Below are 22,836 nucleotides of genomic sequence, written 5' to 3' on the forward strand. Positions count from 1 at the left end.
CATCGGCTCGAATGATATTTTTGTAAGGAAACTGTCGATGCACCACGCGATCGGCTTCATCCAGGATCTCGCTGTCATCATGGCCATCGCGGGCGTCGTGACGGTGCTGTTTCATCGCTTGCGGCAACCGGTGGTGCTGGGTTATATCGTGGCGGGCGTCATCATCGGGCCGTACACGCCGCCGTTTCAGCTCATCAACGACGAAGCGACCATTCAGACGCTCGGCGAAATCGGCGTCGTCTTTTTGATGTTCTCGCTCGGGCTCGAATTTAGTCTGCGCAAGCTGTTTCGCGTCGGCGCGACGGCGCTGGTCGCGGCGCTCTCCGAAATCGTGCTGATGATCTGGATCGGCTTCGAGATTGGCCGATGGTTCGGCTGGAACGCGATGGACTCGCTTTTTCTCGGCGCGATGCTCGCCATCTCGTCGACGACGATCATCGTGAAGGCGCTGTCCGAGCTTGGCATGAAGCGCGAGAGCTTCGCGCAACTCGTGTTCGGTATGCTGATCGTCGAAGACATTCTTGCCATCGCGATGCTCGTGCTGCTGTCGGGCATCGCGCAGACGGGCTCGGTGAGCGCGGGCATCGCCGTTGTGACGCTCGGCAAGCTGCTGCTCTTCATGACGGTATCGCTCGTCGTCGGCATTCTGACCGTGCCGCGCGCGCTCAATTACGTCGCGCGCGCAAAGAGCGACGAGATGCTGCTCGTCACGGTGCTCGGCTTTTGCTTCGGCTTCTGCCTGCTCGTCGTGAAGCTCGATTATTCGATCGCGCTCGGGGCGTTCCTGATCGGCGCGATCATGGCGGAATCGAAGCATCTTGCGCGCATCGAACATCTGATCGCGCCGTTGCGCGACATGTTCTCCGCGATCTTCTTCGTGACGATCGGGCTGCTGCTCAATCCGACGGTCCTCGTCGATTACGCATGGCCGATCGCGGTCATCACGGTCGCGGTGGTGCTCGGCAAGATCGTGTCGTGCGGCCTCGGCACCTTCCTCGCGGGCAAGGACGGACGCACGTCGATGCGCGTCGGCATGAGCGTCGCGCAGATCGGCGAGTTCTCGTTCATCATCGCGTCGCTCGGCTTGTCGCTGAAAGTGACGAGCGGCTTTCTCTATCCGATCGCGGTCGCCGTCTCCGCGCTCACCACGCTGTTCACGCCGTATCTGATGCGCGCCGCCGATCCGCTGACGCTGCGCCTCGCCCGCGCGATGCCCGCGCCGCTCGCGAACACGTTCGGGCTCTATTCGCAATGGCTCGCGAGCCTGACGCCGGCCACGGGCGGCGCGACGCTCTTCTCGATGACGCGGCGCATCGTGCTGCAGATCGCCGTCAATCTCGCGCTCGTCGCCGCGATCTTCCTCGGGGCGTCGTATTCGGCGCCGTTCGCATCGCAGTATCTGTCGCGCTGGCTCGACACCGACAATGCGCAACGCGTCGTGCTGTGGAGCGCCGCGCTCGTCGTCGCGCTGCCGTTTCTGGTCGCGGTGTATCGCAAGCTCGAGTCGCTCGCGCTGTTGCTCGCGGAAGTCAGCGTGCAGCCCGCGAAAGCGGGGCGCTTCACGAGCGCCATTCGCACCGCGATTTCCGGCCTGATTCCGATCGTCGCGATGTTCGGCGTCTTCCTGCTCGTCGCGGCGCTGTCGGGCGGCATCCTTCCGCCGTTCGGCCTGATGATCGGCGTGCTGCTGTGCGCGGCGCTGCTGCTGACGGTGTTGTGGCGCTGGTGCGTGAAAATCCACGCGACGATGCAAATCGCGTTGCGCGAGACGATGGAGGAAACGCGCGATCATTGAGGCGCGCGCATCGATGCAGATGTGAGCAAATGTGTGCTGGTTTGCGTCGTGCGGTTCGATGGGCGGATAATCGACTTCTCTTTTTCTTTCGTGGCGCCGCGCGCGCCTGAAATCGGGATGAGCGAAAACAAAACGTCCAACGACTCAGGCAACACCGCCAATAACGAGCCCCGCGCAGGCAATGCCGCCGGGGACGCCGCCAGTCGCGCCGCCGAAGCACGGCGCGGCGGCGCGGATGCTTCCGCCGCCGGCGGCTCTCGCGACAGCGCATCGCCCACGGCTTCGACATCGCCTCCGGTCAGCGCGACGCAGCGCGCATCGACGGATTCGCCTGCGAGCGCATCGGCCGTCGAACCCGTCGATACCGCCGCCGCGCGCCGCGACGACGCGCAGCAGTCCGCTCGCGAAGCCCGCGCCAATGCCGCAAGCGCGACCGCCTCGCAAGAGGCCGCCGTCCGCGCCCGGCATCCGGCGCGCGTCGAGCCGGTCGACGCCAAGGCAAGCCTCGCGCAGAACCTCGAAGCCGCCACCGAAGCCGAGGCCGAAGCGGAAGCCGCCACCGAAGCTCAAGGCTCGGCTGCGGCGGACGTGGACACGCAGGTCAACGCCCACGTTCTGCCGCCCGATTTCAGCAAGCTCAATCCGCCGCAGCACATGGCGGACGCGCCTTCCGCGCCCCCGGCCTATCTCAAGAATTCCGATTCGGCGTGGTCCGTGTTCGGGCGGATCATCGCGGCGCGCGCGCGGCAGATCTTCGACCGGGCGGGGCAGCGCATCACGCAGCGGACCTTGCGCATCGGCGTGTCGGCGCGGATCTTTCATCCGGAGCCGGGCGCGCGGGGCTTGCGCGGCAAGACGCTGCAGTATCTGGAGGAATCGATCGCGCACTGGGTCATGTCGCGCGACGTGCTCGTGTTCATGATCCCGACGGTCGGTCATCAGGGGATGCTGCATCCGAGCAACATCCGTCTGCGCGATTACGCGAAGCATCTGGACGGCCTGCTGCTGCAAGGCGGCGCGGATGTGTCGCCGCAGTCCTACGAGGAAGCGACGACGCGTCCCGAATGGCCCGGTGACCGCGTGCGCGACATGTACGAACTGGAACTGCTGCACGAGTTCGTCGAGTCGGGCAAGCCGGTGCTCGGCGTGTGCCGTGGCTGTCAGCTCATCAACGTGGCGTTCGGCGGCACGCTTTACGGCGATATCGCCACCGATGTGCCCACGGCCGGCCTGCACGTCAGCGAGCACTACGACCAGCATCGCCATTCGATCCGCTTCCCCGATGGATCGTCGCTCGTCAACATGTTCCCGCATCAGCGTGAGGCGATTGTCAACTCGATCCACCATCAGGCGGTGAAAACGCTCGGGCGTGATCTGAACATCGAGGCGGTGTCGTCGTCGGACGGGATCATCGAGGCGGTGCGGTATCGCAAGGCGCCGTTCGTCGTCGGCGTGCAGTGGCATCCGGAGTTTCATCGCGCGGGCGGCGAGGAGTTGCTCGATTGCACGCCCTTGCTCGATACGTTCCTGCGTGTCGCGCGGGAGACGCGGTTCTAGGCGCGCGTGAGCGGTCATGCACAAATGGAAAGGCCCGCTTCGAGCGGGCGTTGTGCTTTCCAGCGATCTGCTGTTGCGTGGGCGTTAGCGCGCCGGCGTCACCGTCACCGGCGTGATGCCGGCTTCCGTTGCGCGCTGAAGCTGATCGACCTGCTGCTGCAATGCGTGCAGCTTGCGTTCCGCTTCGAGCTTGTCGCCCTGGAGCGAAGCCGACTCCGCCTGCAGCTTCTGTTGACGCTCGGAGACCTGGCTGTCCTGCTGCTGCGCAAGCGCGAGATCGGCGGACAGGCGGCTTGCCCGATTCGACGATACCGCGATCACACGTTCCAGCAGCGCCGTCTGGGCCTGCAAGCGCGTGCGGCGAATCTCACCGTCCGCGAGTTCGAAGGTCTTGCGGGCGAACTGCGAATACACCGATTCCGCGCGCGTTTCGTCCTGTGTCTTGACGACACGCCACAAGCGCGTCTCCTGCTGAAGCGCGACGTAGTAGAGCATCTCTTGCGGCAGGAAATAGAGCTTCGCGCCATAGCTCGCGTTGCGGGTTGCGCGCAGTTCGTTCACGCGCCCGGCCTGGATCATGTCCTGCAGTTCCGCGAGATTGCCTGAGACGTTCGACGAACCATCGGCCTGCAGGCCGGACAAGTCCTCCATGGGCGGGGCCGCCGGCGCGGCCTGTTCCGCCTTCGCGGAAGGCGCGGCGGACGCATTCGTGAAAGCCGCGACGAATGACAGGGCGACGGCGAGCGTCGCGATAAGGATAAGACGTGAGTGCTTCATTGTTGGCGTCATGCCGATAAGGTTGAACGGGCGTCGAAGGCGGGCCACGGCTTTGTTTCGCGCGGGCGTCGTCCGCCTACCGCCTGGGTGTCGGGGCGTTGCTGTCGAGCGTCGGGTTGTGCTGAAGGAGCGAGTAGAGCGCTTCGACGCTCATCGCGACGGGCGGCTGCGAGCGCGAACGGGCGCTTTCCTGTGCCACTTGTTCGGAATAGGCCCGCCGCACTGCCGCGACCTTCGGCGCCGGGTTAGCGACGACGGCGTAATCCTCGCCGACGGTGCTCCTGCGCGCGCCTCGGGCGATGGTCGTATGTGATGCGCGTTTCTCCGGCTTCGCCGCCGCGCCGTGCGTTGACACGTGCATGTGCGCCCGCGTGGAAACCGCCGATGACGGCGCGCGAGCTTCATGCGCAGTGCTCGCGCCGTTCCGTCGCTTGGTGCTGGCGTGATCCGGCGATGCTGCCTTCGGCGGCTTGGCGCGATGGACGGTCACGCTGCTGACGCTGGCCTGCGCTTCGGCGTTCGCAGCCTTGACCTGGCGGGTCGTGCGGATATGCGTCTCGGTTCGAGCCTGCGCCGGGGTTGCCGCCGGCTGTGGCGCGCTCTGAGCCTCAACTCGTGCCGGGCTCGGGACCGCGCTCGCTTCGGCGTGCGATGCCCGCGCGTCGGAGCTTGCAGCGGCGCTTACAGGCACTACGACTTGCGATGCCGCCATCGGCTTCGGCGCATCGATCGCCCGGACTGCCGCGATGGCGCCGTCGGGTTCCTCGTTCACCGGATGCTGCCCGCGACCGAACAGCAGCCACACGATCAGCGCGGCGCACGCGAGCGCAATGGCTCCCGTCATCGGCTTCGCAAGGAACGCGTAACGGTCGTTCACAGCCGACGCAGCCGCATGTGCGCTCACGGCAAGCGGAACGCGGACCGGCTCTGTGGGGTGTTGCGCGGCGGGGTTCGCTGGCGCGTCCGCCGCCTGCATCAGATGCAGCATCTTTTGACGAATGCGGCCTTCGGTCAGCATGCCCCAGATGTTGGCGGCGCGGTAAGGCGCGTTGCCATCGCGAGGGCAGAGCGCGTCGACGTAAGCCGTTCGAAAGAGCGCCGCTGCGATCGCGAATTCCGACTCCGAGCGAAGAGGGCGCGACCGCCAGGGCGACCATTCGCGACCGAACATCAGTGACGGACCGGCGAGTGCGCGAAGCGGCGGCAGGCGCAGGTTGCCTTCGATATCGATCAGAGGTTCGGTCATGAAGTTTCCAGATGCATGGGTCCAGGCGCGAGACCGGAGCCGCGCCCAAAGCCCCGTCACGGGTCGCGGGCCGCGGTGCGCGGCATGGGCGGCGTGACGGCGCGTCGAGCGAGAAGCCAAAGTTGAGCCGCGATGATACGGAACGCCCGGACGCCCCGCGACCGGATTTCTCCGAAAGATAGATTTTTATAGGATCACTGATTGACGAAACCGCGCCCGTATGCTGGTCGGGCGTTCGCGCGGCTTTCGCGGTTTCACCGGCTGGCGGCTAGCCTCGCTGTTTGACAGTCCGAAAGTACAACGTATGCGAAATGAAATTATGGAGAAAGCGTAAATTAATGTTAGTTGGGCGGAGTTGGGTGATGTTGCGTGCAATGTTTCGCCGGCAGGCGGTAACATTCCGATTACCCACATGCATAAACAAATGTAAAGGGTAAACCCTAGGAAAACCGCGCTGGCTCTTGCGTCCTTTCTCCCATACCGGACCGGACGCCATGAGCCCCGCTTCGAGAAAGTCTCATGTCCACGACCCACCTGGCACCTGCCAACGAATCCAAGGCCAAGACAGTATTTCGCGTCGTCAGCGGAAACTTTCTTGAGATGTACGACTTCATGGTCTACGGCTACTACGCTTCGGCGATCGCCAAGACCTATTTCCCGAGCAACAACGACTTCGCCTCGCTGATGCTCGCGTTGTCCGTGTTCGGCGCGGGCTTTCTGATGCGGCCAGTCGGCGCGATCGTGCTCGGCGCGTACATCGATCATCACGGCCGGCGCAAGGGGTTGATCCTCACGCTCGCGCTGATGGCGGTCGGCACTGCGCTTGTCGCGCTCGTGCCGGGCTACGCGACCATCGGCGCGCTCGCACCGATCATCGTGTTGTCGGGGCGGCTGCTGCAGGGCTTTTCGGCGGGTGTCGAACTGGGCGGGGTATCGGTCTATCTCTCCGAAATCGCGACGCGCGGCAACAAGGGCTTCTATTGCGCGTGGCAGTCGGGCAGCCAGCAGGTGGCCGTCGTGTTCGCTGCGCTCATCGGCGTGATGATGAACCGCCTGTTGCCGCCCGAGCAGATGACGGCGTGGGGCTGGCGCGTGCCGTTCCTGATCGGCTGCCTGATCGTGCCGTTCCTGTTCATCGTCCGCCGCTCGCTGCGTGAGACGGACGAGTTCCTCGCCAGGAAGCATCGCCCGAGCATGGGGGAGATCGCGCGTTCCATCGCTCAAAACTGGGGCGTCGTGCTGGCGGGCATGGGGATGGTCATCATGACGACCGTCTCGTTCTACATGATCACCGCCTACACGCCGACCTTCGGCAAGGAAGTGCTGAAGCTCAGCGCCATCGATGCGCTCGTCGTCACGGTCTGCGTGGGCCTCTCGAATCTGGTCTGGCTGCCGGTGATGGGCGCGGTGTCGGATCGCATCGGCCGCCGTCCGGTGTTGCTGTTTTTCACCATTCTGACAATTCTCACGTCGTATCCGGCGGTGCAGTGGCTCGTCGCGGAACCGTCGTTCGGGCGTCTGCTGATGGTGGAACTGTGGCTGTCGTTCCTGTACGGCAGCTATAACGGCGCGATGGTCGTGGCGCTCACGGAAGTCATGCCGGTCGATGTCCGCACCACCGGTTTCTCGATGGCCTATAGCCTCGCGACGACCATCGGCGGCTTCACGCCCGCCATCTCGACTGCGCTGATCCACGGGACCGGCAACAAGGCCGCGCCCGGTCTCTGGATGGGCCTCGCCGCGATCTGCGGGTTGATCGCCACGCTCGTGCTGTACCGTTCGCCGGAAGCGCGGAACCAGTACAAGACCGCCTGAGTTCGAACCGCATCGCATGGATGCGGATGCAAAAATGCCCCTCGCGTCAGTCTGAGCGAGGGGCTTTTTAGTATCGGCGTTCAGGCGCGCACGGCGGCGGCGACTTCCGCCACGACGCTCGCCCAGTCGCCCGGCGCGCGCTGCCGCACGAGCCGCGCGCTCGGATACCACGCCGTTCGTCGACTATCGACGCCCCAGCGCCAGTCGGCCGCGAAGGGCAGCATCACCCAGACGGGTTTGTTGAGCGCGCCGGCCAGGTGCGCGACGGACGTATCGACCGATACGACCGCATCCAGGCGATCGACGATCGCGCCGGTATCCGCGAAATTCTCGAGCCGTCCTTCGAGGCGATGAATGGTGCGCGCACGCGGATGCGCGACGAGCGCCGCGCGTTCGTCGTCGGTGAGGAAGGGCTGCAGCACGATCCAGTCGATGCCTTCGAGCGCGAACAGCGGCGCGAGCGCGTCGAGCGGCGCGGAGCGTGTTTCGCCCGGCTGCAGCCGCCCGGACCACGCGATGCCGATCTTGCGCTTCTGCTGACCGCCGAGCGAGCCGCGCCATTTGCGGCGATAGTCGGCCGGGACGACGACATACGGCGCGCGCGCCGGAATCGTCTCCAGCGATGTCATGCCGAGCGCAAGCGGCAGGCTCAGCAGAGGACAGAACGCATCGGCGCTGGTCGCGGGTTCGTCGGTCCGGCCTTTCAGGTCGATGCGAGCCGCGCGTGCCGCCGGCGCGAGCAGCGGCACGAGCGCCGGCTGCACTTCGAGCACGAGCTTGCCGACGCGCTTCGCCGCAAAAGCCGCAAAGCGCATGAACTGCAGCGTATCGCCGAAACCCTGTTCCGCGCGCACGCGCAGCGTGCGGCCCGGCAGCGGTTCGCCCGACCAGCGCGGCAGCGGCGGCGCGGGTTCGCTGCCGGGCGTCTGCAAACGCCATTCGTAGGCAGGGAGGCCGCGCTCGTAGTCGCCCGTCGCGAGCAGCGCAAGACCGCGATTGAGATGCGCGGCGGGCATCTGCGGATCGAGGCGCAAGGCTTCGTCGAATGCGCGGATGGCGGCGGCGTGGGCGGTGAGCGCGAGATGCGAATTGCCGAGACACAGCCACGCGACGCCGTATTTCGGATCGAGCCCGACTGCGCGTTCGTACGACAGCACGGCCTCCTCATGGCGATTCAGCCTCGCGAGCGCATGGCCGAGCCCGAAGTGCCCCGGCGCGAACCGCGGCTGCAGGCTGATTACCTTGTGGAAGCGGGGCAGCGCTTCTTCCGCTTGCGCGCGAGCGTCCAGCAGATTGCCGAGGTTGAAGTGCGCGGCGACGTAGTCCGGTTCCGCGTCGATCGCGGCGCGAAAATGCGCGATCGCGCCCATCGGGTCGCCGAGCGCGTTCAGCGCCATGCCGAGGTTGTTGTGCGCGCCCGCGTGACGAGGCCGCAGCGCAATCGCGCGGCGAAAGGCGCGGGCGGCGTCCTCGTAGCGGGAGAGCGACGAGAGCGCGTTGCCGAAGTTGTTCCAGGCGGCGGCATCGTTCGGCTGGGCGCGCAGGGCTTTCTCGAAGGCGTCGGCGGCGTCTTCGTGCCGGCCTATCGCCGTGTAGGCGTTGCCGAGGTTGTACTGCGCGAGCGCGAAGCCCGGCGCGAGCGTGAGCGCGTTGCGGAAACGCTCGATGGCGTCGTCGATACGGCCGAGCGCCTTCAGCGCGTTACCGAGGTTCAGTTGCAGGGCGGCATCGGTGGGGCGCAGATCGACGGCGCGGCCGACGAGCGCAGCCGCTTCCTCGTGCTGCCCCTGTTGATGGCGCAGCACGCCGAGGTAGTGCAGCGCTTCGACGTGGGCGGGTTCGGCGGCGAGCGCGGCTTGATAGTCGCGTTCCGCATCGGTCAGGCGGCCGTCACGATGGGCCGCGAAGCCGCGGGCAAATACGGTGTCCATGACGGAGGAATGTTGCAAACCACGCATTTTCCCACATCGGCAGGCAGGGCTTCCGAATCTACGGTTGACACGTTGTCCCGATGATACTTAACATGTGAACACCTATTCATATGTTAATGATATCCGTGGCGTCCTCAGTTCCTGTCTCCGATTCGGCGACTTCCGATGATCGCGTGGTGCCGCTTGCGGACTTGTTCCGTTTGCTTGGCGATCCGACGCGGCTGCGCATCGTGCTGGCCTGTGTCGAGCGCAGGCGCGCGGTCGGGGCGATTGCGCAATCGCTGGGTTTGTCGGGATCGCTCGTGAGCCATCACTTGCGCCTGTTGCGCGCGGCGCGGATCGTGCGGGCGGAGCGGCAGGGCAAGCAGGTCTTCTACGTCGCGGCGGACCGCCATATCAGTTCGATGCTGGGAGAACTGCTGGAGCACGTGGCCGAGCCGCACCACGACGCCACTGATATCGACTCGACCGACTGAAACAAGAGCAAGCCGATGAGTACGCATTCGCATCACGATCATTCCCACGCGCACGATCACGCCGATCATGCGGGCCACGCGGATCATGCCGGGCACGCCCATGGTCATGAGGCCGGCGGGCATCACCATCATCATCATGCGCCGCAGGCGGGGCAGGGGCGCACCTTCGCGATTGCCGTCGGGCTCAATGTGGTGATCGTGATCGTGCAGGCCGTTTATGGCGTGATTGCGCATTCGACTGCCTTGCTCGCGGATGCGGGCCACAATCTTTCGGATGTCCTCGGTCTTCTGCTTGCGTGGGGCGCGGTGTGGCTCGGCGCGCGGCGGCCGAGTGCGCGTTATACGTTCGGGCTCGGGAGTTCGTCGATACTCGCGTCGCTTGCCAATGCCGCGCTGCTGCTTTTTGCGTGCGGTGCGATCGTGCTCGAAGCGGTGCAGCGTCTTCTGAATCCGGCGCCGGTTGCCGGATTCGATGTTTTCATCGTCGCGATGCTGGGTCTTGTCGGCAACGGATTTTCCGCGTGGCTTTTCATGCGGGGGAGCAAGGAGGATCTCAACGTTCGCGGCGCGTTCCTGCATATGGCCGCCGATGCGGCGATTTCCGCGGCCGTCGCAGTGAGCGGGCTCGTCATTCTTTACACGGGATGGTACTGGATCGATCCTGCGATGAGCATCATCGTGGTGGGCGTCATTCTTTACGGCACGTGGGGGCTGGGGCGCGATGCAATGCGGCTCGCGATGGACGCCGTGCCGCCGGGGGTCGATACTGCGGTTATTCGGAGTTATCTAACTGCGTTGCCCGGGGTGCGGGGGGTGCATGATCTTCATGTCTGGGCGCTTTCTACTACCGAAAATGCGCTCACCGTGCATCTGGTCATGCCGCAAGGGCACCCGGGGGATGCGTTCCTGCAAAGCGTCGTCGCGACGCTTCGGCGCGAATATTCCATGCATCACGCTACTTTGCAGGTCGATTTTGGGGATGCTTTTACGGGGTGTAGTCTGGATCGGCGGTGAACGGTCTTTTTGCCCTTGCGCGGGCGGGCGGTTTTTTTCTTCTTCGGTTTTTCGTGTCGGTTTATTAGTGCGCCCCTCCCCGGGGCGGGGGTCACTTTCTTTGCTGCTGCAAAGAAAGTAACCAAAGAAAGCAGCTTTTCTGGCCCGAAGCACTCATTTGCGTGGCCACTCCGTAGAAAGTCAGTGGCCCTCGAACTTAAAACAGCCTTGAATCACCTTCCACGCCCGCTGAGCGCCACGTCCTCCGAGCCCCTTGGCTCGACAAAACCATCGCTAGGCACAGCGTCACGCTACAACTCAAAGGCCGACCCGATCCCTTCGAGAGCCGCTTACTAGGCTTCTGCCGTCAAGTTCCGCTCAGTTGCTGACTGCACCGCTTCAGTCGCGCGACGCTCGCGATAAGCGCACTGCGCTGCCGAACTGCGCTCGATCCTGCGAGTTCTTACAAGGCTATTCCCGCGTTCGAGACGGTGTTCGCTGCGTGACCCTGCCGCTGTGTCTATTACCTGTTCTAAGTTCAAACGTTCGATCAGCTCGGATAGCGCGCGGCGCTTGTTGCCCCACTGGTGTTGACGAGCCAAGGGGCTCGGAGGACGTTAGTAGTCAGCGGGCGCGGAAGGTGATTCAAGGCTCTATCAAGCTGAGTGCCACCGCTGTTCTACGGAGTGGCCACGCAAGTTAGTGGATTGGGCGGTTCAAAAGAAAGCTGCTTTCTGTGGTTACTTTCTTTGCAGCAGTGTATAGACCGGAGACATAGGTAACACCTGTTCCAGGACATAGGTAACACTTCGGACGAATGGTTCGTCCGGAGTCGAGCATGTCCTGGGATAGCAAAAACACCATGGAATTGCGGCTTGAATTCGTGCAGTTCGCGACGCAGCAAGGCGCCAATCGGCGCGCCTTGTGCCGCCATTACGGCATCAGCGCGAAGACCGGTTACAAGTGGATCCGACGCTTCGAGCAGGGCGATACCGCCTTGGCCGACCAGTCCCGACGTCCCCGCAGCAGTCCGGCGCGCACGGCGACCGAGCTCGAAGCGAAGGTGGTCGACATGCGTGAGGCGCATCCCGCGTGGGGTGCGGCCAAGATTGCCCGCCGCCTGAGCGATGTAGGGTGTGTCCAGACGCCTTCGCCCAGCACCGTGACGCGTATCTTGCATCGGCATGGCCTGATTACGGCCGAGGCCAGCGCCGATGCCTCGCGCTGGCAGCGATTCGAACACGCGCATCCCAACGATCTGTGGCAGATGGATTTCAAGGGCTGCATCGAGCTCGACCATGGCCGGCGCTGCCTGCCGCTGACGGTGCTCGACGATCACTCGCGCTTCGATCTGGCGCTCGATGCCTGCGGGCGCACGCCCACGCGGGTGGTGCGCGAGCACTTGCGCGCGGTGTTTCGCCGCTACGGGCTGCCGCTGTGCATCAACGCGGACAACGGGCCGCCGTGGGGTAGTCCATCGAAACCGGGCCAGTTGACCGAGTTGGCGGTCTGGCTGATCCGGCTCGGCATCCGGATTTCGTACAGCCGGCCGAGGCACCCGCAGACGAACGGGAAGGACGAGCGGTTTCATCGGACGCTGAAAGCCGAACTGCTGGCGGGGCGGCACTTCAGGGATCTGAAGAGCGCGCAGCGGGCCTTCGATGCGTGGCGTCGCGTGTACAACCACGAGCGCCCGCACCAGGCGCTGGGCATGGCCACGCCGATTTCGCGCTATCGCCCGAGTGCGCGCGCGTATCCGGAACGGCTAGCGCCAATCGAGTACGGCGAGGCCGACGCCGTCGTTCGGGTAGGCACCGACGGCGAGGTGCGCTTTGGCGGGCGACGTTTCAAGGTGTCGAATGCGCTGGCGAATCTGCACATCGCCTTCAGGCCGTGTGCAGAAATCGACGGTGGTTTCGATATGTACTTCGCTCATCACCGAATCGATACGATCAGCTTGAAGGGAAGCGCTGAACGGAGTTGAATGTGTTACCTATGTCCTGACACAGGTGTTACCTATGTCTCCGGTCTATACACCGCTGCAAAGAAAGTAACCCCCGCCCCGGGGAGGGGCGCACTAATAGACCGACACGAATAAAAGCTCCACGCAGCAAGAAACGCCCCGTGCGAACCACAAAGACCAACCAGCGTACACTAACCCGAACGCAGGGAAAGCGGAGCCGCCAGCATGTACGCGTACAAGCTGAACCCCAACGACAAACTCGACGTTGCGCCGGTCCTGATCGTCGGCGCGGGCCCGACCGGCCTCGCCGCCGCGATGAGCCTCACACGGGCGCACATCCCCGTGCGCATCATCGACAAAGCGCGTCAACCTTCGCCCTATTCACGCGCCATCGGCATCCAGGCCCGCACGCTCGAACTGTTCGAACAGCATCGCATCGTCAACGGATTTCTCGAAGCCGGACACCGCGCCCGCGTCGCCAATCTGTACTCGAACGGTCAGCGCCTCGCGCGGCTCGACTTCGATCCGCTCCAGACGCGTTATCCCTATCTGCTCTTTCTCGCGCAATCGGAAACCGAACGCCTCCTCGCCGAACATCTGCACGAAGCAGGCGTGAACATCGAACGCGGTATCGAACTGACCGACTTCACGCAAGGCTCCGCCGGCATACAAGCGACGCTGCGGCATCCCAACGGCCGCGACGAAACCCTGCGCCCCTCGTACATGATTGCAGCCGACGGCGCGCACAGTTCCGTTCGGCACAGGCTCGACGTCGGCTTCGATGGCAAGACCTTCGATCAAACCTTCCTGCTCGCCGACCTGCAAGCCGATTCCGACTGGCCCGACGACGAGTTCCACATCTTTGCATCGGGCGAAGGCCTCGCCGCGCTCTTTCCGATGGGCGATGGCCGCGCACGCCTGATCGCGGACCTGCCCGCCGCCGGCGTCGCAACGAAAGCCGATGAGCTGAAGCCCGGTCCGACACTCGACGAATGCCGGGCGCTCGTCGAGCGGCGCGTGCATCATCGCGTGATGCTCTCGAGTCTCACGTGGTCATCGACATTTCATGTGAACAGCCGCATGGTCGACCGCCTGCGCGTCGAACGCATCTTCCTCGCGGGCGATGCCGCGCATGTCCACAGCCCCGCAGGCGCGCAAGGCATGAACACGGGCATTCAGGAAGCGCTCAACCTCGGCTGGAAAATCGCGCGCGCGCTGGCCGGCGGCGCGTCCGAGCGTCTGCTCGATACCTACCACGCCGAGCGGCATCCGATCGAACGCGACGTGCTGCGCCAGACCAGCATCCTGACGCAGATGGCCGAAGCCGGGCACGGTCCGATGAAGCTGATGCGCGACCACGTGATGCCCGCGCTCGCGGCAATCGGACCCTTGCGCGACGCGATGCGGCGCACCGTCAGCGAACTGTCGATCAACTATCGCAAGAGCCCGCTCACGCTGGAGCGTCTGCTCGATGGCGGCCCGCGCGCCGGCGAGCGCGCGCCCGATGCGCGCGTGCATGTCGTCGATGGGCCGCTCGGCCGCTTGCCCGGCGTCGGCTGCCTCTACGATCTGCATGATCCCGGCTGCTTCTCGCTGTTCCTGCTCGTGAATCCGACCGGTGACGACGACATCGCGCTCGCTCCCGCGACGCTCACTCCGGCCCACGCGATGCGCGATCCCGACTTCGACGGCCTCGCGCAATCCATCGAAGCGATCCTGCCGAACGCGGTCCGCGTCTGGCGCATTACCGATACGAGCGGCGACGATGCGCACTCGCTCACCGACAACTATGGCCGCACGCGCCCCGCGTTCTATCTGGTGCGCCCGGACGGCTACATCGCCGCGCGCGGACGCGTGCCGTCGGATGTGAGCGCGCTGCTGCGTCATTGCGAAACATGGTTCGTACAGGAGCGCCCGAGCAGCCCGCAACGCAGCGTGAGCGAGTATCCCGAAGACTGAGGCGTCCCCGCTCAGGCCGTGGCGACCTTCGGTTGCAGATCGGCCCGGTGCAGCGTCAGCGCCTCGCGCAGGATCGGCTCCATCGTCGCGCTCGCCCGTTCGTCATCGAGCGCCGCGAGAATCGCAAGCCGCATGCGCGGCTCCCAGAAGCGGCGGATGTGATCGGCGATGCTATCGACGGCTTCGGCGCGATCCGGCATCGAATCGAAAAATTGCCCGATGCGGTTCGCCATCTCGATCAGGTTATCCACGTCCATAGATCATTTCCCCGAAGTAGTCGCAACGTCGCGCATGTTGAGCAGTTCGAGCTGCTGCGTGTTGAAGCGCGAATAATCCTTCTGCCATTGCGACGGCTGTTCCACCGGCATGACCTGCACGGCCGTCACCTTGTACTCCGGACAATTGGTGGCCCAGTCGGACGAGTCCGTCGTGATTACGTTCGCGCCCGATTCCGGGAAATGGAACGTGGTGTAGACGACGCCCGGCTGCATGCGCTCGGTGATCTTCGCGCGCAGCACGGTCTGCCCCGCACGCGATTCGATGCCGACCCAGTCGCCCGTCCGGATGCCGCGCTCTTCCGCGTCGTGCGGATGGATCTCCAGCCGGTCCTCGTCGTGCCAGCGCGAGTTCTCCGTGCGCCGTGTCTGCGCGCCGACGTTGTATTGCGACAGGATGCGCCCCGTCGTCAGCAGAAGCGGATACTTGCGCGTGACCTTTTCCGGCGTCGCGACGAACTTCGTGATGACGAAGCGACCCTTGCCGCGCACGAATTCGTCGATGTGCATCGTTGGCGTGCCGTCGGGCGCCTTCTCGTTGCACGGCCACTGGATGCTGCCGAGTTCGTCGAGCTTCTCGAAGGAGACGCCGTGAAAGGTCGGCGTGAGACGCGCGATCTCGTCCATGATTTCGGACGGATGCGTATAGCTCATCTCGTAACCGAGCGCGCGAGAAAGCTTGATGGTCACTTCCCAGTCGGCGTAGCCGGCAAGCGGCGGCATCACCTTGCGCACGCGCGAAATGCGGCGCTCGGCGTTCGTGAACGTGCCGTCCTTCTCGAGGAAGGTCGAGCCCGGCAGCAACACGTGCGCGTACTTCGCCGTCTCGTTCAGGAAGATGTCCTGCACGACGATGCATTCCATCGCCGACAGCGCGCCCGCGACATGCTGCGTGTTCGGGTCCGACTGAACGATGTCCTCACCCTGGCAATATAGGCCCATGAAGGTGCCGTGCGTGGCGGCATCGAACATGTTCGGAATGCGCAGGCCCGGCTCCGGCTGCAGCTTTACGTCCCACGCTTCTTCGAAGAGGGCGCGCGTCGCGGCGTCGCCGATATGGCGATACCCCGGCAACTCGTGCGGGAACGAGCCCATGTCGCACGAGCCCTGCACGTTGTTCTGCCCGCGCAGCGGATTCACGCCGACGCCTTCGCGGCCGACGTTGGCCGTCGCCATCGCGAGGTTCGCGATGCCCATCACCATCGTCGAGCCCTGCGCGTGCTCGGTCACGCCGAGGCCGTAGTAGATCGCCGCATTGCCGCCCGTCGCGTAGATGCGCGCGGCTTCGCGGACCAGGTGCGCGGGCACGCCGGTGATGGCTTCCATCGCTTCCGGCGAGTTCTCCGCTTGCGAGACGAAGTCGCGCCATTGCTGGAACGCTCGCGGCTCGCATCGGTCGGCGACGAACTGCTCGTCGACGAGTCCCTCGGTCACGATCACATGCGCGAGCGCATTGATCATCGCGACGTTCGTGCCGGGCCGCAGCGCCAGATGATGCGACGCCTTCACGTGCGGCGTATCGACGATATCGATGCGGCGCGGATCGATCACGATCAGCGTCGCGCCTTCACGCACGCGGCGCTTCAGGCGCGATGCGAAGACCGGGTGGCCGTCCGTCGGATTCGCGCCGATCACGACGATGACATCCGCTTGCTCGACCGATGCGAACGTCTGCGTGCCCGCCGATTCGCCGAGCGTGGCCTTCAGGCCGTAGCCGGTCGGCGAATGGCAGACGCGGGCGCACGTGTCCACGTTGTTGTTGCCGAACGCGGCGCGCACGAGCTTCTGCACGAGATAGGTTTCCTCGTTCGTGCAGCGCGACGACGTGATGCCGCCGATCGAATCGCGTCCGTACTTGTCCTGAATGCGGCGGAATTCGCTCGCCGCATAGTTGATCGCTTCGTCCCACGACACTTCGCGCCACGGATCGGTGATCTTCGCGCGGATCATCGGCTTGGTGATGCGGTCCTTGTGCGTCGCGTAGCCCCATGCGAAGCGGCCCTTCACGCACGCATGGCCTTCGTTCGCCTGGCCGTTCTTGTTCGGCACCATGCGCACGACGGTGTTGCCCTTCATCTCGGCCTTCAGCGAGCAACCGACGCCGCAGTACGCGCACGTCGTCACGACCGAATGCTCCGGCTGGCCGAGCATGATGACGCTCTTTTCCTGCAGCGTCGCGGTCGGGCACGCGGCGACGCACGCGCCGCACGACACGCACTCCGATTCCATGAACGGCACGCTTTCGCTCGCCGCCACACGCGATTCGAAGCCGCGCCCGGTGATGGTCAGCGCGAACGTGCCTTGCGTTTCCTCGCAGGCGCGCACGCAGCGATTGCAGACGATGCACTTCGACGGATCGTACGTGAAGTACGGATTCGACTCGTCCTTCTTGTCCTTCAGGCGGTTCGCGCCTTCGTAGCCGTAACGCACTTCGCGCAGGCCCACGACGCCCGCCATGTCCTGCAATTCGCAGTCGCCGTTGGCGGGGCAGGTGAGGCAGTCGAGCGGGTGATCGGAGATATAAAGCTCCATCACGTTGCGGCGCAGGGATTGCAGCTTGTCGCTTTGCGTGCGTACCTTCATGCCCGCTTCGACGGGCGTCGTGCACGATGCCGGATAGCCGCGCTTGCCTTCGATCTCGACGAGGCACAGACGGCACGAGCCCCACGGTTCGAGCGAATCGGTGGCGCAGAGCTTCGGCACGTTGACGCCGGCTTCGATCGCCGCGCGCATCACCGACGTGCCCGCCGGCACCGTCACGTTTTGCCCGTCGATTTCGAGCGTGACGTCGACATCGGCGTGACGCAGCGGCGTGCCGTAGTCGGTTTCGTCGAAAGGATCGCGGCGCTGTACGGAAGCGGCGCTCTTGCAGGCGCAATTGCCGGAGCCGCAGCCGTTGATGGTGTTGGACATAGCGTTATCCTCAGGCAGCTTTTTGCGCCGGCGTACGCGGCAGGCCAAAGTCTTCGGGGAAATGATCGAGCGCGGACAGCACCGGGAACGGGGTCATGCCGCCCATTGCGCAGAGGGAGCCTGCGACCATAGTGTCGCAGAGTTCGCGCAGCAGCGTGATCTGTCTCACCGATGTATCGCCGTCACGAATCTTCGCGATGACTTCTTCGCCGCGCGTCGAACCGATGCGGCAGGGCGTGCACTTGCCGCACGATTCGATGGCGCAGAAGTGCATCGCATATTGCGCGAGTTCGGCGAGGTTCGAGGTGTCGTCGTGGATCACGAGACCGCCATGGCCCACCACCGCGCCGACCTTCGCGTAGGCTTCGTAGTCGAGCGGAATGTCCCACTGGCTTTCCGGCAGATACGTTCCGAGCGGACCGCCCACCTGCACCGCGCGCGCGGGACGGCCGCTTGCCGTGCCGCCGCCATAGTCGTAGATGAGTTCGCGCAGCGTCACGCCGAAAGCGAGTTCGACGAGACCGCCTTGCTTCACGTTGCCCGCGAGCTGGAACGGCAGCGTGCCGCGCGAACGGCCCATGCCGTAATCGCGATAGAAGGCCGCGCCCTTCGCGAAGATGACCGGAACCGTCGCGAGCGTAATGACGTTGTTGATGACCGTCGGCTTGCCGTACAAACCGACGAGCGCCGGCACCGGCGGCTTCGCGCGCACGATGCCGCGCTTGCCCTCGAGCGATTCCAGCAGCGCGGTTTCCTCGCCGCACACATACGAGCCCGCGCCTTTCGCCACGTACAGATCGAACGCGTGCGACGTGCCGAGGACGCTCGCGCCGAGCCATCCCGCTTCGCGCGCCTTGTCGATCGCGCGATTGAGTGTCGTGATCGAATGCGGATACTCGCTGCGCACGTAGATATAGCCTTGGGTCGCACCCGTCGCCACGCCCGCGATGATCATGCCTTCGATCAGCATGTACGGATCGCTCTCCATCACGAGGCGGTCGGAGAACGTGCCTGAGTCGCCTTCATCCGCGTTGCAGACGATGTACTTCTGATCGGCCAGCGCCGCGCGCACGGTCTTCCACTTGATGCCCGCCGGAAACGCCGCGCCGCCGCGCCCGCGCAGCCCCGAGTCGACGAGCGCTTCGCAGACGGCGTCGCCATTCATGTCGAGCACGTTGCGCAAGCCTTGCAGGCCGCCGAGCGCGGTGTAGTCGTCGATCGAAAGCGGGTCTGTGATGCCGATGCGCGCGAACGTCAGACGCTGCTGGTTCTTCAGATACGGAATCTCATCGACGATGCCGACGTTCTTCGCATGCGCCGCGCCTTCGTGAAAGCGTGCATCGAAGAGGGCGGCGATCTCGTCTTCATCGACGTTCGCGTAGCCGACGCGTCCCTGCTCCGTTTCCACTTCGACGAGCGGCTCCAGATAGAACAGCCCGCGCGATCCGTTACGCACGATCTGCACGTCGATGCCGCGCGACTGCGCTTCATTCGCGATTGCCTGCGCGATGCGATCGGCGCCGAGCGCGAGCGCGGCGGAATCGCAAGGGACATAGATGCGCGTCATGCCGTCACCTCGTTCTTGGCTTTGGCCGCGCTGAACAGGCGATCGAATTTCTGCGGCGTCATCCTGGCGTGAATCTCGCCGTTGATCGTCATCGACGGCGACAGCGCGCACTGGCCGAGGCAGTAAACCGATTCGAGTTCGGTGTCTTCGGCGTGACCGCTATCGAAGCGGCAGCCCGTATGGCCTTCGATGTGATCCTTCAGAGCCTCGGTGCCCATGCTGCGGCACGCCTCGGCGCGGCACAATTGCACGGTGACGCGCGCGGGCGGCTCGGAACGGAAGTGATGGTAGTACGTGATCGTGCCGTGAACTTCGGCGCGCGACAGCGACAAGGCGCGCGCGAGCGGCTCGACGGTCTCGGGCGGCACGAAGCCGGTTTCGTCCTGGATGGCGTGCAGGATGGACATCAGGGTCGCGCCTTGCACGGCATGGCGACGCACGAGTTCCTCTGCGGCGACGGCGGATAGCGGTTGTCTCATGGGGCTCCTCCACGCTCGGCATATGTTTTCTTGATGCATATTTCGATCATATAATCAGGGTCGCCGAGCCTGTGAGAGAACAATAGGCGTCGTGATATATCTTGGCAATAGGAAGGGGCAATGCATATGGTCGACATTGAATGCCGCGCCGAGCTCATCTTGCGGGACGTCGATGGCCGGGAAACCAGTCTCAGCGCGGTTGTGCCGCTTTTGCAGCTCGTGGCGCAGACGGGAAGCATTGCCAATGCGGCGAGCGCTAGGGGTTTGTCCTATCGGCATGCGTGGGGCCTGCTGCGCGAAATCGAAGCGCGGCTGGGCGGCGCGCTGATCACCAAGTCGCGGGGGCGCGGGTCCGTGCTGTCGGAACTGGGCGAATCGGTGCTGCGCGCGCAGCGCATGTGCGGCGACCGGCTCGAAGCGCCATTGCAGGCGGTCGCTAACGAAGTCGCCAAGGAACTGAACCGGCGGCTCGCGGGCGAAGTATCGGAGGTGCGCATTCACGCATCGCACGGCTATGCGGTCGCGACGCTCGTACGCGCGCTCGGCGAGCGGCGCGTGCCGGTGGACATCAAGTATCGGGAAAGCGCGGAGGCGGTGAGGGCGCTCGCGCGCAGCGAGTGCGAGCTGGCCGGCTTCCATCTGCCGATCGGCGAATTCCGCTCGGTCTGCGCGGATATCTACCGGCCTTATCTTGATACCAGGAAGCATCAGTTGATCCGCCTCACCCGGCGTACGCAGGGCCTCTTTCTCGCGAAGGGCAATCCGAAGGGCGTCTCCGGCCTGCGCGATCTCGCGCGCGACGACGTGCGCTTCGTGAACCGTCAGCCGGGCTCTGGCACGCGCATGCTGCTCGATCTGGCGCTGCGCGGCGTCGGCGTCGATCCGGACCAGATCAACGGCTATGCGTCGACCGAACTCACGCACTCGGCTATCGCCGCGTTCGTCGCGAGCGGCATGGCCGATCTCGGCTTCGGCGTGCAGCCGGCCGCGCAGCACTTCGGACTCGATTTCATTCCGATCATCGACGAGGATTATTTCTTCGCCTGCGAGCGCGCGCGGCTCGACGAAGCGCGTCTCTCGACTGTGCTCGGCGTGTTGCGCAGCGAGGCGTTCAACCGCAGCGTCGCGCATCTCGGAGGCTACGATCCCGAGCAATGCGGCACGCTCGTCGATATCGACGACGGCTTGCGCGGCTGAACGCGAAACGATCCGTAAGAGGAACGCGGGCAGCGAAGCGGGCTTGCGGCGGCGAATTGGGTTAACCTAACGGCTTGCTGTCGAGTTCCACTTTGTTGAGACGCGCGTCGCCGCGCGAATACCGCCATGAAATTCTCGTTGCTCGCTTCATTGTCGGCGTCGCTCGTCGCCGGCGCCATCTGTCTCGCGCCCGTTGCTTTTGCCCAGAATTCGCCGGGTCTGCCTGGCGGCGTGCTGCAGGAACAGTTCCGCCTCAACGAGCATCCGCAGATGCCGTTTGCCGCGTCCGCGCCGTCGGACAAGTATCAGCAAGGCACGTCCGCGATGCGTCGACGCGCCGATAACGGCGACCCCAACGGCTGCAACCTGAAGTGCCCGAAAGACGGCACGAACTAAAGCCCGGATGAATCGCGGCGCGTGCAATGCGCGCCGTCATCGGGTTCCATTCTTTCCCCTCGCTTTCTCCCGTTCCGTACGGCCATCCGCACGCAGCGTGTGCGCGTCACCTCATTGCGCGCGCAATGGTTCGGGCGCGGACCGAAAAGCACTACGAGATGGCGGATGTGCGGCATGACCTCGGCAGTACCTTAATCCGGGCGTGTCATTGCGGCTTTTGGCGGTGCGCGCGGTCGTTTTTCTTACCGTCGAAAAATCACAAAAACACGAGTGCGCCGGCTGCCCGAAGACGCGGATATCGCGCGCGGGCGAGGCACGGGGGACGCGATGCCTTGGGCACGGCGCGTGGCTTCGAGCGCACTACGGACCATCCGAGGGACTGCAACCATGCGAATTCTGCAGGTCATACTTGCGCCCCGCCTGTCGGGGGCGGAGGTTCTTGCAAAGGGCGTCGCGATCGGGCATCAGCGCGACGGACACGATGTCTCCATCGCTTCGCTGATGCCGGAGCACGATGACTTCGCGCACATCAGCGCCGAGCTTCGCGCGCACGGCGTGTCGTGCATTTTCCCGGACAAGACGCCGGGCAAGCTCGGCCGCCTGCTGTTTCTTCATCGGGCGATCCGCACATTCCGGCCGGACATCATCTTCGCGCACGCGACGATTCCCGCGCTCTACGTGCGCGCCTTGCCGACGCGCGTGCCGATCGTCTGGGTGATGCACTCCGGTGCGAACGACTTCGCCAACGCCGCGCTGATGCGTGCCGAGCGGTTGCTGTCGAATCGGGCGAAGGCGGTGATCGGCGTGTCGCAGAAGAATATCGACGAGTACGTGAAGGAGATTGGCCTGCATCCGTCGATGATCGTCGTGCCCAACGGCGTCGACGTCTCCCGCTTCGCCGACGATGGCGGTCCGCGCGTGCCGGTCGCGTACAAGCAGATCGTGCAGGTGGGCCGCTACATTCCCGAGAAGAACCAGTTGCAGACGGTCGAAGCGTTCGCCCGCGTCGCGCGCGCCGATCCCGATGCGCGGCTCCTGCTGTGCGGCGTGATCGAGAACCTCGACTATCACAAGGCGGTCGTCGAACGCGTCGCGCAACTGGGACTGAACAATCGCGTGACGATCGACGGGCCGCAGACCAACGTCGCGCAGATTCTGCGTGCATCGGCCGTCTTCGCGATGCCTTCGAGCTTCGAGGCGCACAGCATCGGCTTTCTGGAGGCGCTCGCGTCCGGGATTCCGGTGGTGGGCAACGAGATCGCGTCGTTCGCATTCGCGGGCGGTTTTCCCGGCGTGCAACTGCTCGATACGAACGATGCGGACGCCTACGGCCGGGCGCTGCTCCACGCGCTGACGCAGCCGCGCGCCAAGCGTCCGCTGCAAGGATTGACGTTGCAGAGCACCGCCGACCGTTACCTCGCGATTGCCCGCGATGTGCTGAACATGCGGGTGGGACTGAGCTAGACAGCGAGAGCTGGAAAGCCGGAACGCCGCCTT

General features: G+C 64.7%; 17 protein-coding genes. 10 read left to right on the forward strand and 7 right to left on the reverse strand.

From position 1 onward, the window contains the following. Positions 1 to 37: 37 nt before the first annotated feature. The gene (locus LDZ21_RS03620; RefSeq protein ID WP_244794267.1) at positions 38 to 1,795 is read left to right on the forward strand and encodes a cation:proton antiporter; all 1,758 of its coding nucleotides are present in this window, start codon (positions 38 to 40) and stop codon (positions 1,793 to 1,795) included. 117 nt (positions 1,796 to 1,912) lie between these two features. Then, positions 1,913 to 3,352 carry a gamma-glutamyl-gamma-aminobutyrate hydrolase family protein gene (locus LDZ21_RS03625; RefSeq protein WP_244794268.1) on the forward strand — a complete coding sequence of 480 codons (1,440 nt, stop codon included), beginning with the start codon at positions 1,913 to 1,915 and terminating at the stop codon, positions 3,350 to 3,352. Between the two features lie 84 nt (positions 3,353 to 3,436). Here LDZ21_RS03625 and LDZ21_RS03630 read toward each other — a convergent pair whose 3' ends face one another. Beyond that, positions 3,437 to 4,129, reverse strand: a complete 693-nt coding sequence (locus tag LDZ21_RS03630; protein WP_244794269.1) for a DUF2968 domain-containing protein — start codon at positions 4,127 to 4,129, stop codon at positions 3,437 to 3,439. A 76-nt stretch (positions 4,130 to 4,205) separates the two neighbouring features. Further along, positions 4,206 to 5,375 (reverse strand): hypothetical protein, encoded by a 1,170-nt coding sequence (locus tag LDZ21_RS03635; protein ID WP_244794270.1) that lies wholly within the window; start codon positions 5,373 to 5,375, stop codon positions 4,206 to 4,208. Positions 5,376 to 5,894: 519 nt separating this feature from the next. Between LDZ21_RS03635 and tcuC the strand changes: the two genes are divergently transcribed. After that, positions 5,895 to 7,190 carry an MFS transporter gene (gene tcuC, locus LDZ21_RS03640; protein ID WP_244794271.1) on the forward strand — a complete coding sequence of 432 codons (1,296 nt, stop codon included), beginning with the start codon at positions 5,895 to 5,897 and terminating at the stop codon, positions 7,188 to 7,190. An 80-nt stretch (positions 7,191 to 7,270) separates the two neighbouring features. Here tcuC and LDZ21_RS03645 read toward each other — a convergent pair whose 3' ends face one another. Further along, positions 7,271 to 9,121, reverse strand: a complete 1,851-nt coding sequence (locus LDZ21_RS03645) for a tetratricopeptide repeat protein (RefSeq protein WP_244794272.1) — start codon at positions 9,119 to 9,121, stop codon at positions 7,271 to 7,273. A gap of 116 nt (positions 9,122 to 9,237) precedes the next feature. Here LDZ21_RS03645 and LDZ21_RS03650 point away from each other — a divergent pair, with 116 nt between their 5' ends. The 4 genes from LDZ21_RS03650 to LDZ21_RS03665 all read left to right on the forward strand — a co-directional run bounded on the left by LDZ21_RS03650 (position 9,238) and on the right by LDZ21_RS03665 (position 14,512). Beyond that, a complete protein-coding gene (locus tag LDZ21_RS03650; protein ID WP_244794753.1) occupies positions 9,238 to 9,597 on the forward strand; it encodes an ArsR/SmtB family transcription factor in 360 nt (119 codons plus the stop codon). 15 nt (positions 9,598 to 9,612) lie between these two features. Beyond that, positions 9,613 to 10,611 carry a cation diffusion facilitator family transporter gene (locus LDZ21_RS03655; protein WP_244794273.1) on the forward strand — a complete coding sequence of 333 codons (999 nt, stop codon included), beginning with the start codon at positions 9,613 to 9,615 and terminating at the stop codon, positions 10,609 to 10,611. A gap of 817 nt (positions 10,612 to 11,428) precedes the next feature. Next, complete coding sequence (locus LDZ21_RS03660) at positions 11,429 to 12,574, forward strand: IS481 family transposase (protein ID WP_425306855.1); 1,146 nt, start codon at positions 11,429 to 11,431, stop codon at positions 12,572 to 12,574. Positions 12,575 to 12,778: 204 nt separating this feature from the next. Next, positions 12,779 to 14,512 (forward strand): FAD-dependent monooxygenase, encoded by a 1,734-nt coding sequence (locus LDZ21_RS03665; protein ID WP_244794274.1) that lies wholly within the window; start codon positions 12,779 to 12,781, stop codon positions 14,510 to 14,512. A gap of 11 nt (positions 14,513 to 14,523) precedes the next feature. Here LDZ21_RS03665 and LDZ21_RS03670 read toward each other — a convergent pair whose 3' ends face one another. From LDZ21_RS03670 to LDZ21_RS03685, 4 genes are read right to left on the reverse strand one after another with little or no spacing between them, the layout of a single operon-like run. Further along, entirely contained in the window at positions 14,524 to 14,769 is a 246-nt protein-coding gene (locus tag LDZ21_RS03670; protein WP_244794275.1) for a formate dehydrogenase subunit delta, read from the reverse strand. Between the two features lie 3 nt (positions 14,770 to 14,772). Then, positions 14,773 to 17,700, reverse strand: a complete 2,928-nt coding sequence (gene fdhF, locus LDZ21_RS03675; RefSeq protein ID WP_244794276.1) for a formate dehydrogenase subunit alpha — start codon at positions 17,698 to 17,700, stop codon at positions 14,773 to 14,775. 10 nt (positions 17,701 to 17,710) lie between these two features. Further along, positions 17,711 to 19,267: a formate dehydrogenase beta subunit gene (locus LDZ21_RS03680; protein WP_244794277.1), complete on the reverse strand. Its 1,557-nt coding sequence runs from the start codon at positions 19,265 to 19,267 to the stop codon at positions 17,711 to 17,713. After that, positions 19,264 to 19,746 (reverse strand): NAD(P)H-dependent oxidoreductase subunit E, encoded by a 483-nt coding sequence (locus LDZ21_RS03685; RefSeq protein ID WP_244794278.1) that lies wholly within the window; start codon positions 19,744 to 19,746, stop codon positions 19,264 to 19,266. The genes LDZ21_RS03680 and LDZ21_RS03685 overlap by 4 nt, the downstream gene beginning before the upstream one ends. A gap of 126 nt (positions 19,747 to 19,872) precedes the next feature. On the opposite strand from LDZ21_RS03685, the gene LDZ21_RS03690 reads away from it, so the two are divergent. The 3 genes from LDZ21_RS03690 to LDZ21_RS03700 all read left to right on the forward strand — a co-directional run bounded on the left by LDZ21_RS03690 (position 19,873) and on the right by LDZ21_RS03700 (position 22,803). Further along, a complete protein-coding gene (locus tag LDZ21_RS03690) occupies positions 19,873 to 20,943 on the forward strand; it encodes a substrate-binding domain-containing protein (protein WP_244794754.1) in 1,071 nt (356 codons plus the stop codon). A gap of 126 nt (positions 20,944 to 21,069) precedes the next feature. Then, complete coding sequence (locus tag LDZ21_RS03695) at positions 21,070 to 21,339, forward strand: hypothetical protein (RefSeq protein ID WP_035959694.1); 270 nt, start codon at positions 21,070 to 21,072, stop codon at positions 21,337 to 21,339. Positions 21,340 to 21,726: 387 nt separating this feature from the next. After that, a complete protein-coding gene (locus LDZ21_RS03700; protein ID WP_244794279.1) occupies positions 21,727 to 22,803 on the forward strand; it encodes a glycosyltransferase family 4 protein in 1,077 nt (358 codons plus the stop codon). Positions 22,804 to 22,836: the final 33 nt, after the last annotated feature.

The sequence above is a fragment of the Caballeronia grimmiae genome (assembly GCF_022879615.1).
Lineage (GTDB): Bacteria > Pseudomonadota > Gammaproteobacteria > Burkholderiales > Burkholderiaceae > Caballeronia > Caballeronia grimmiae.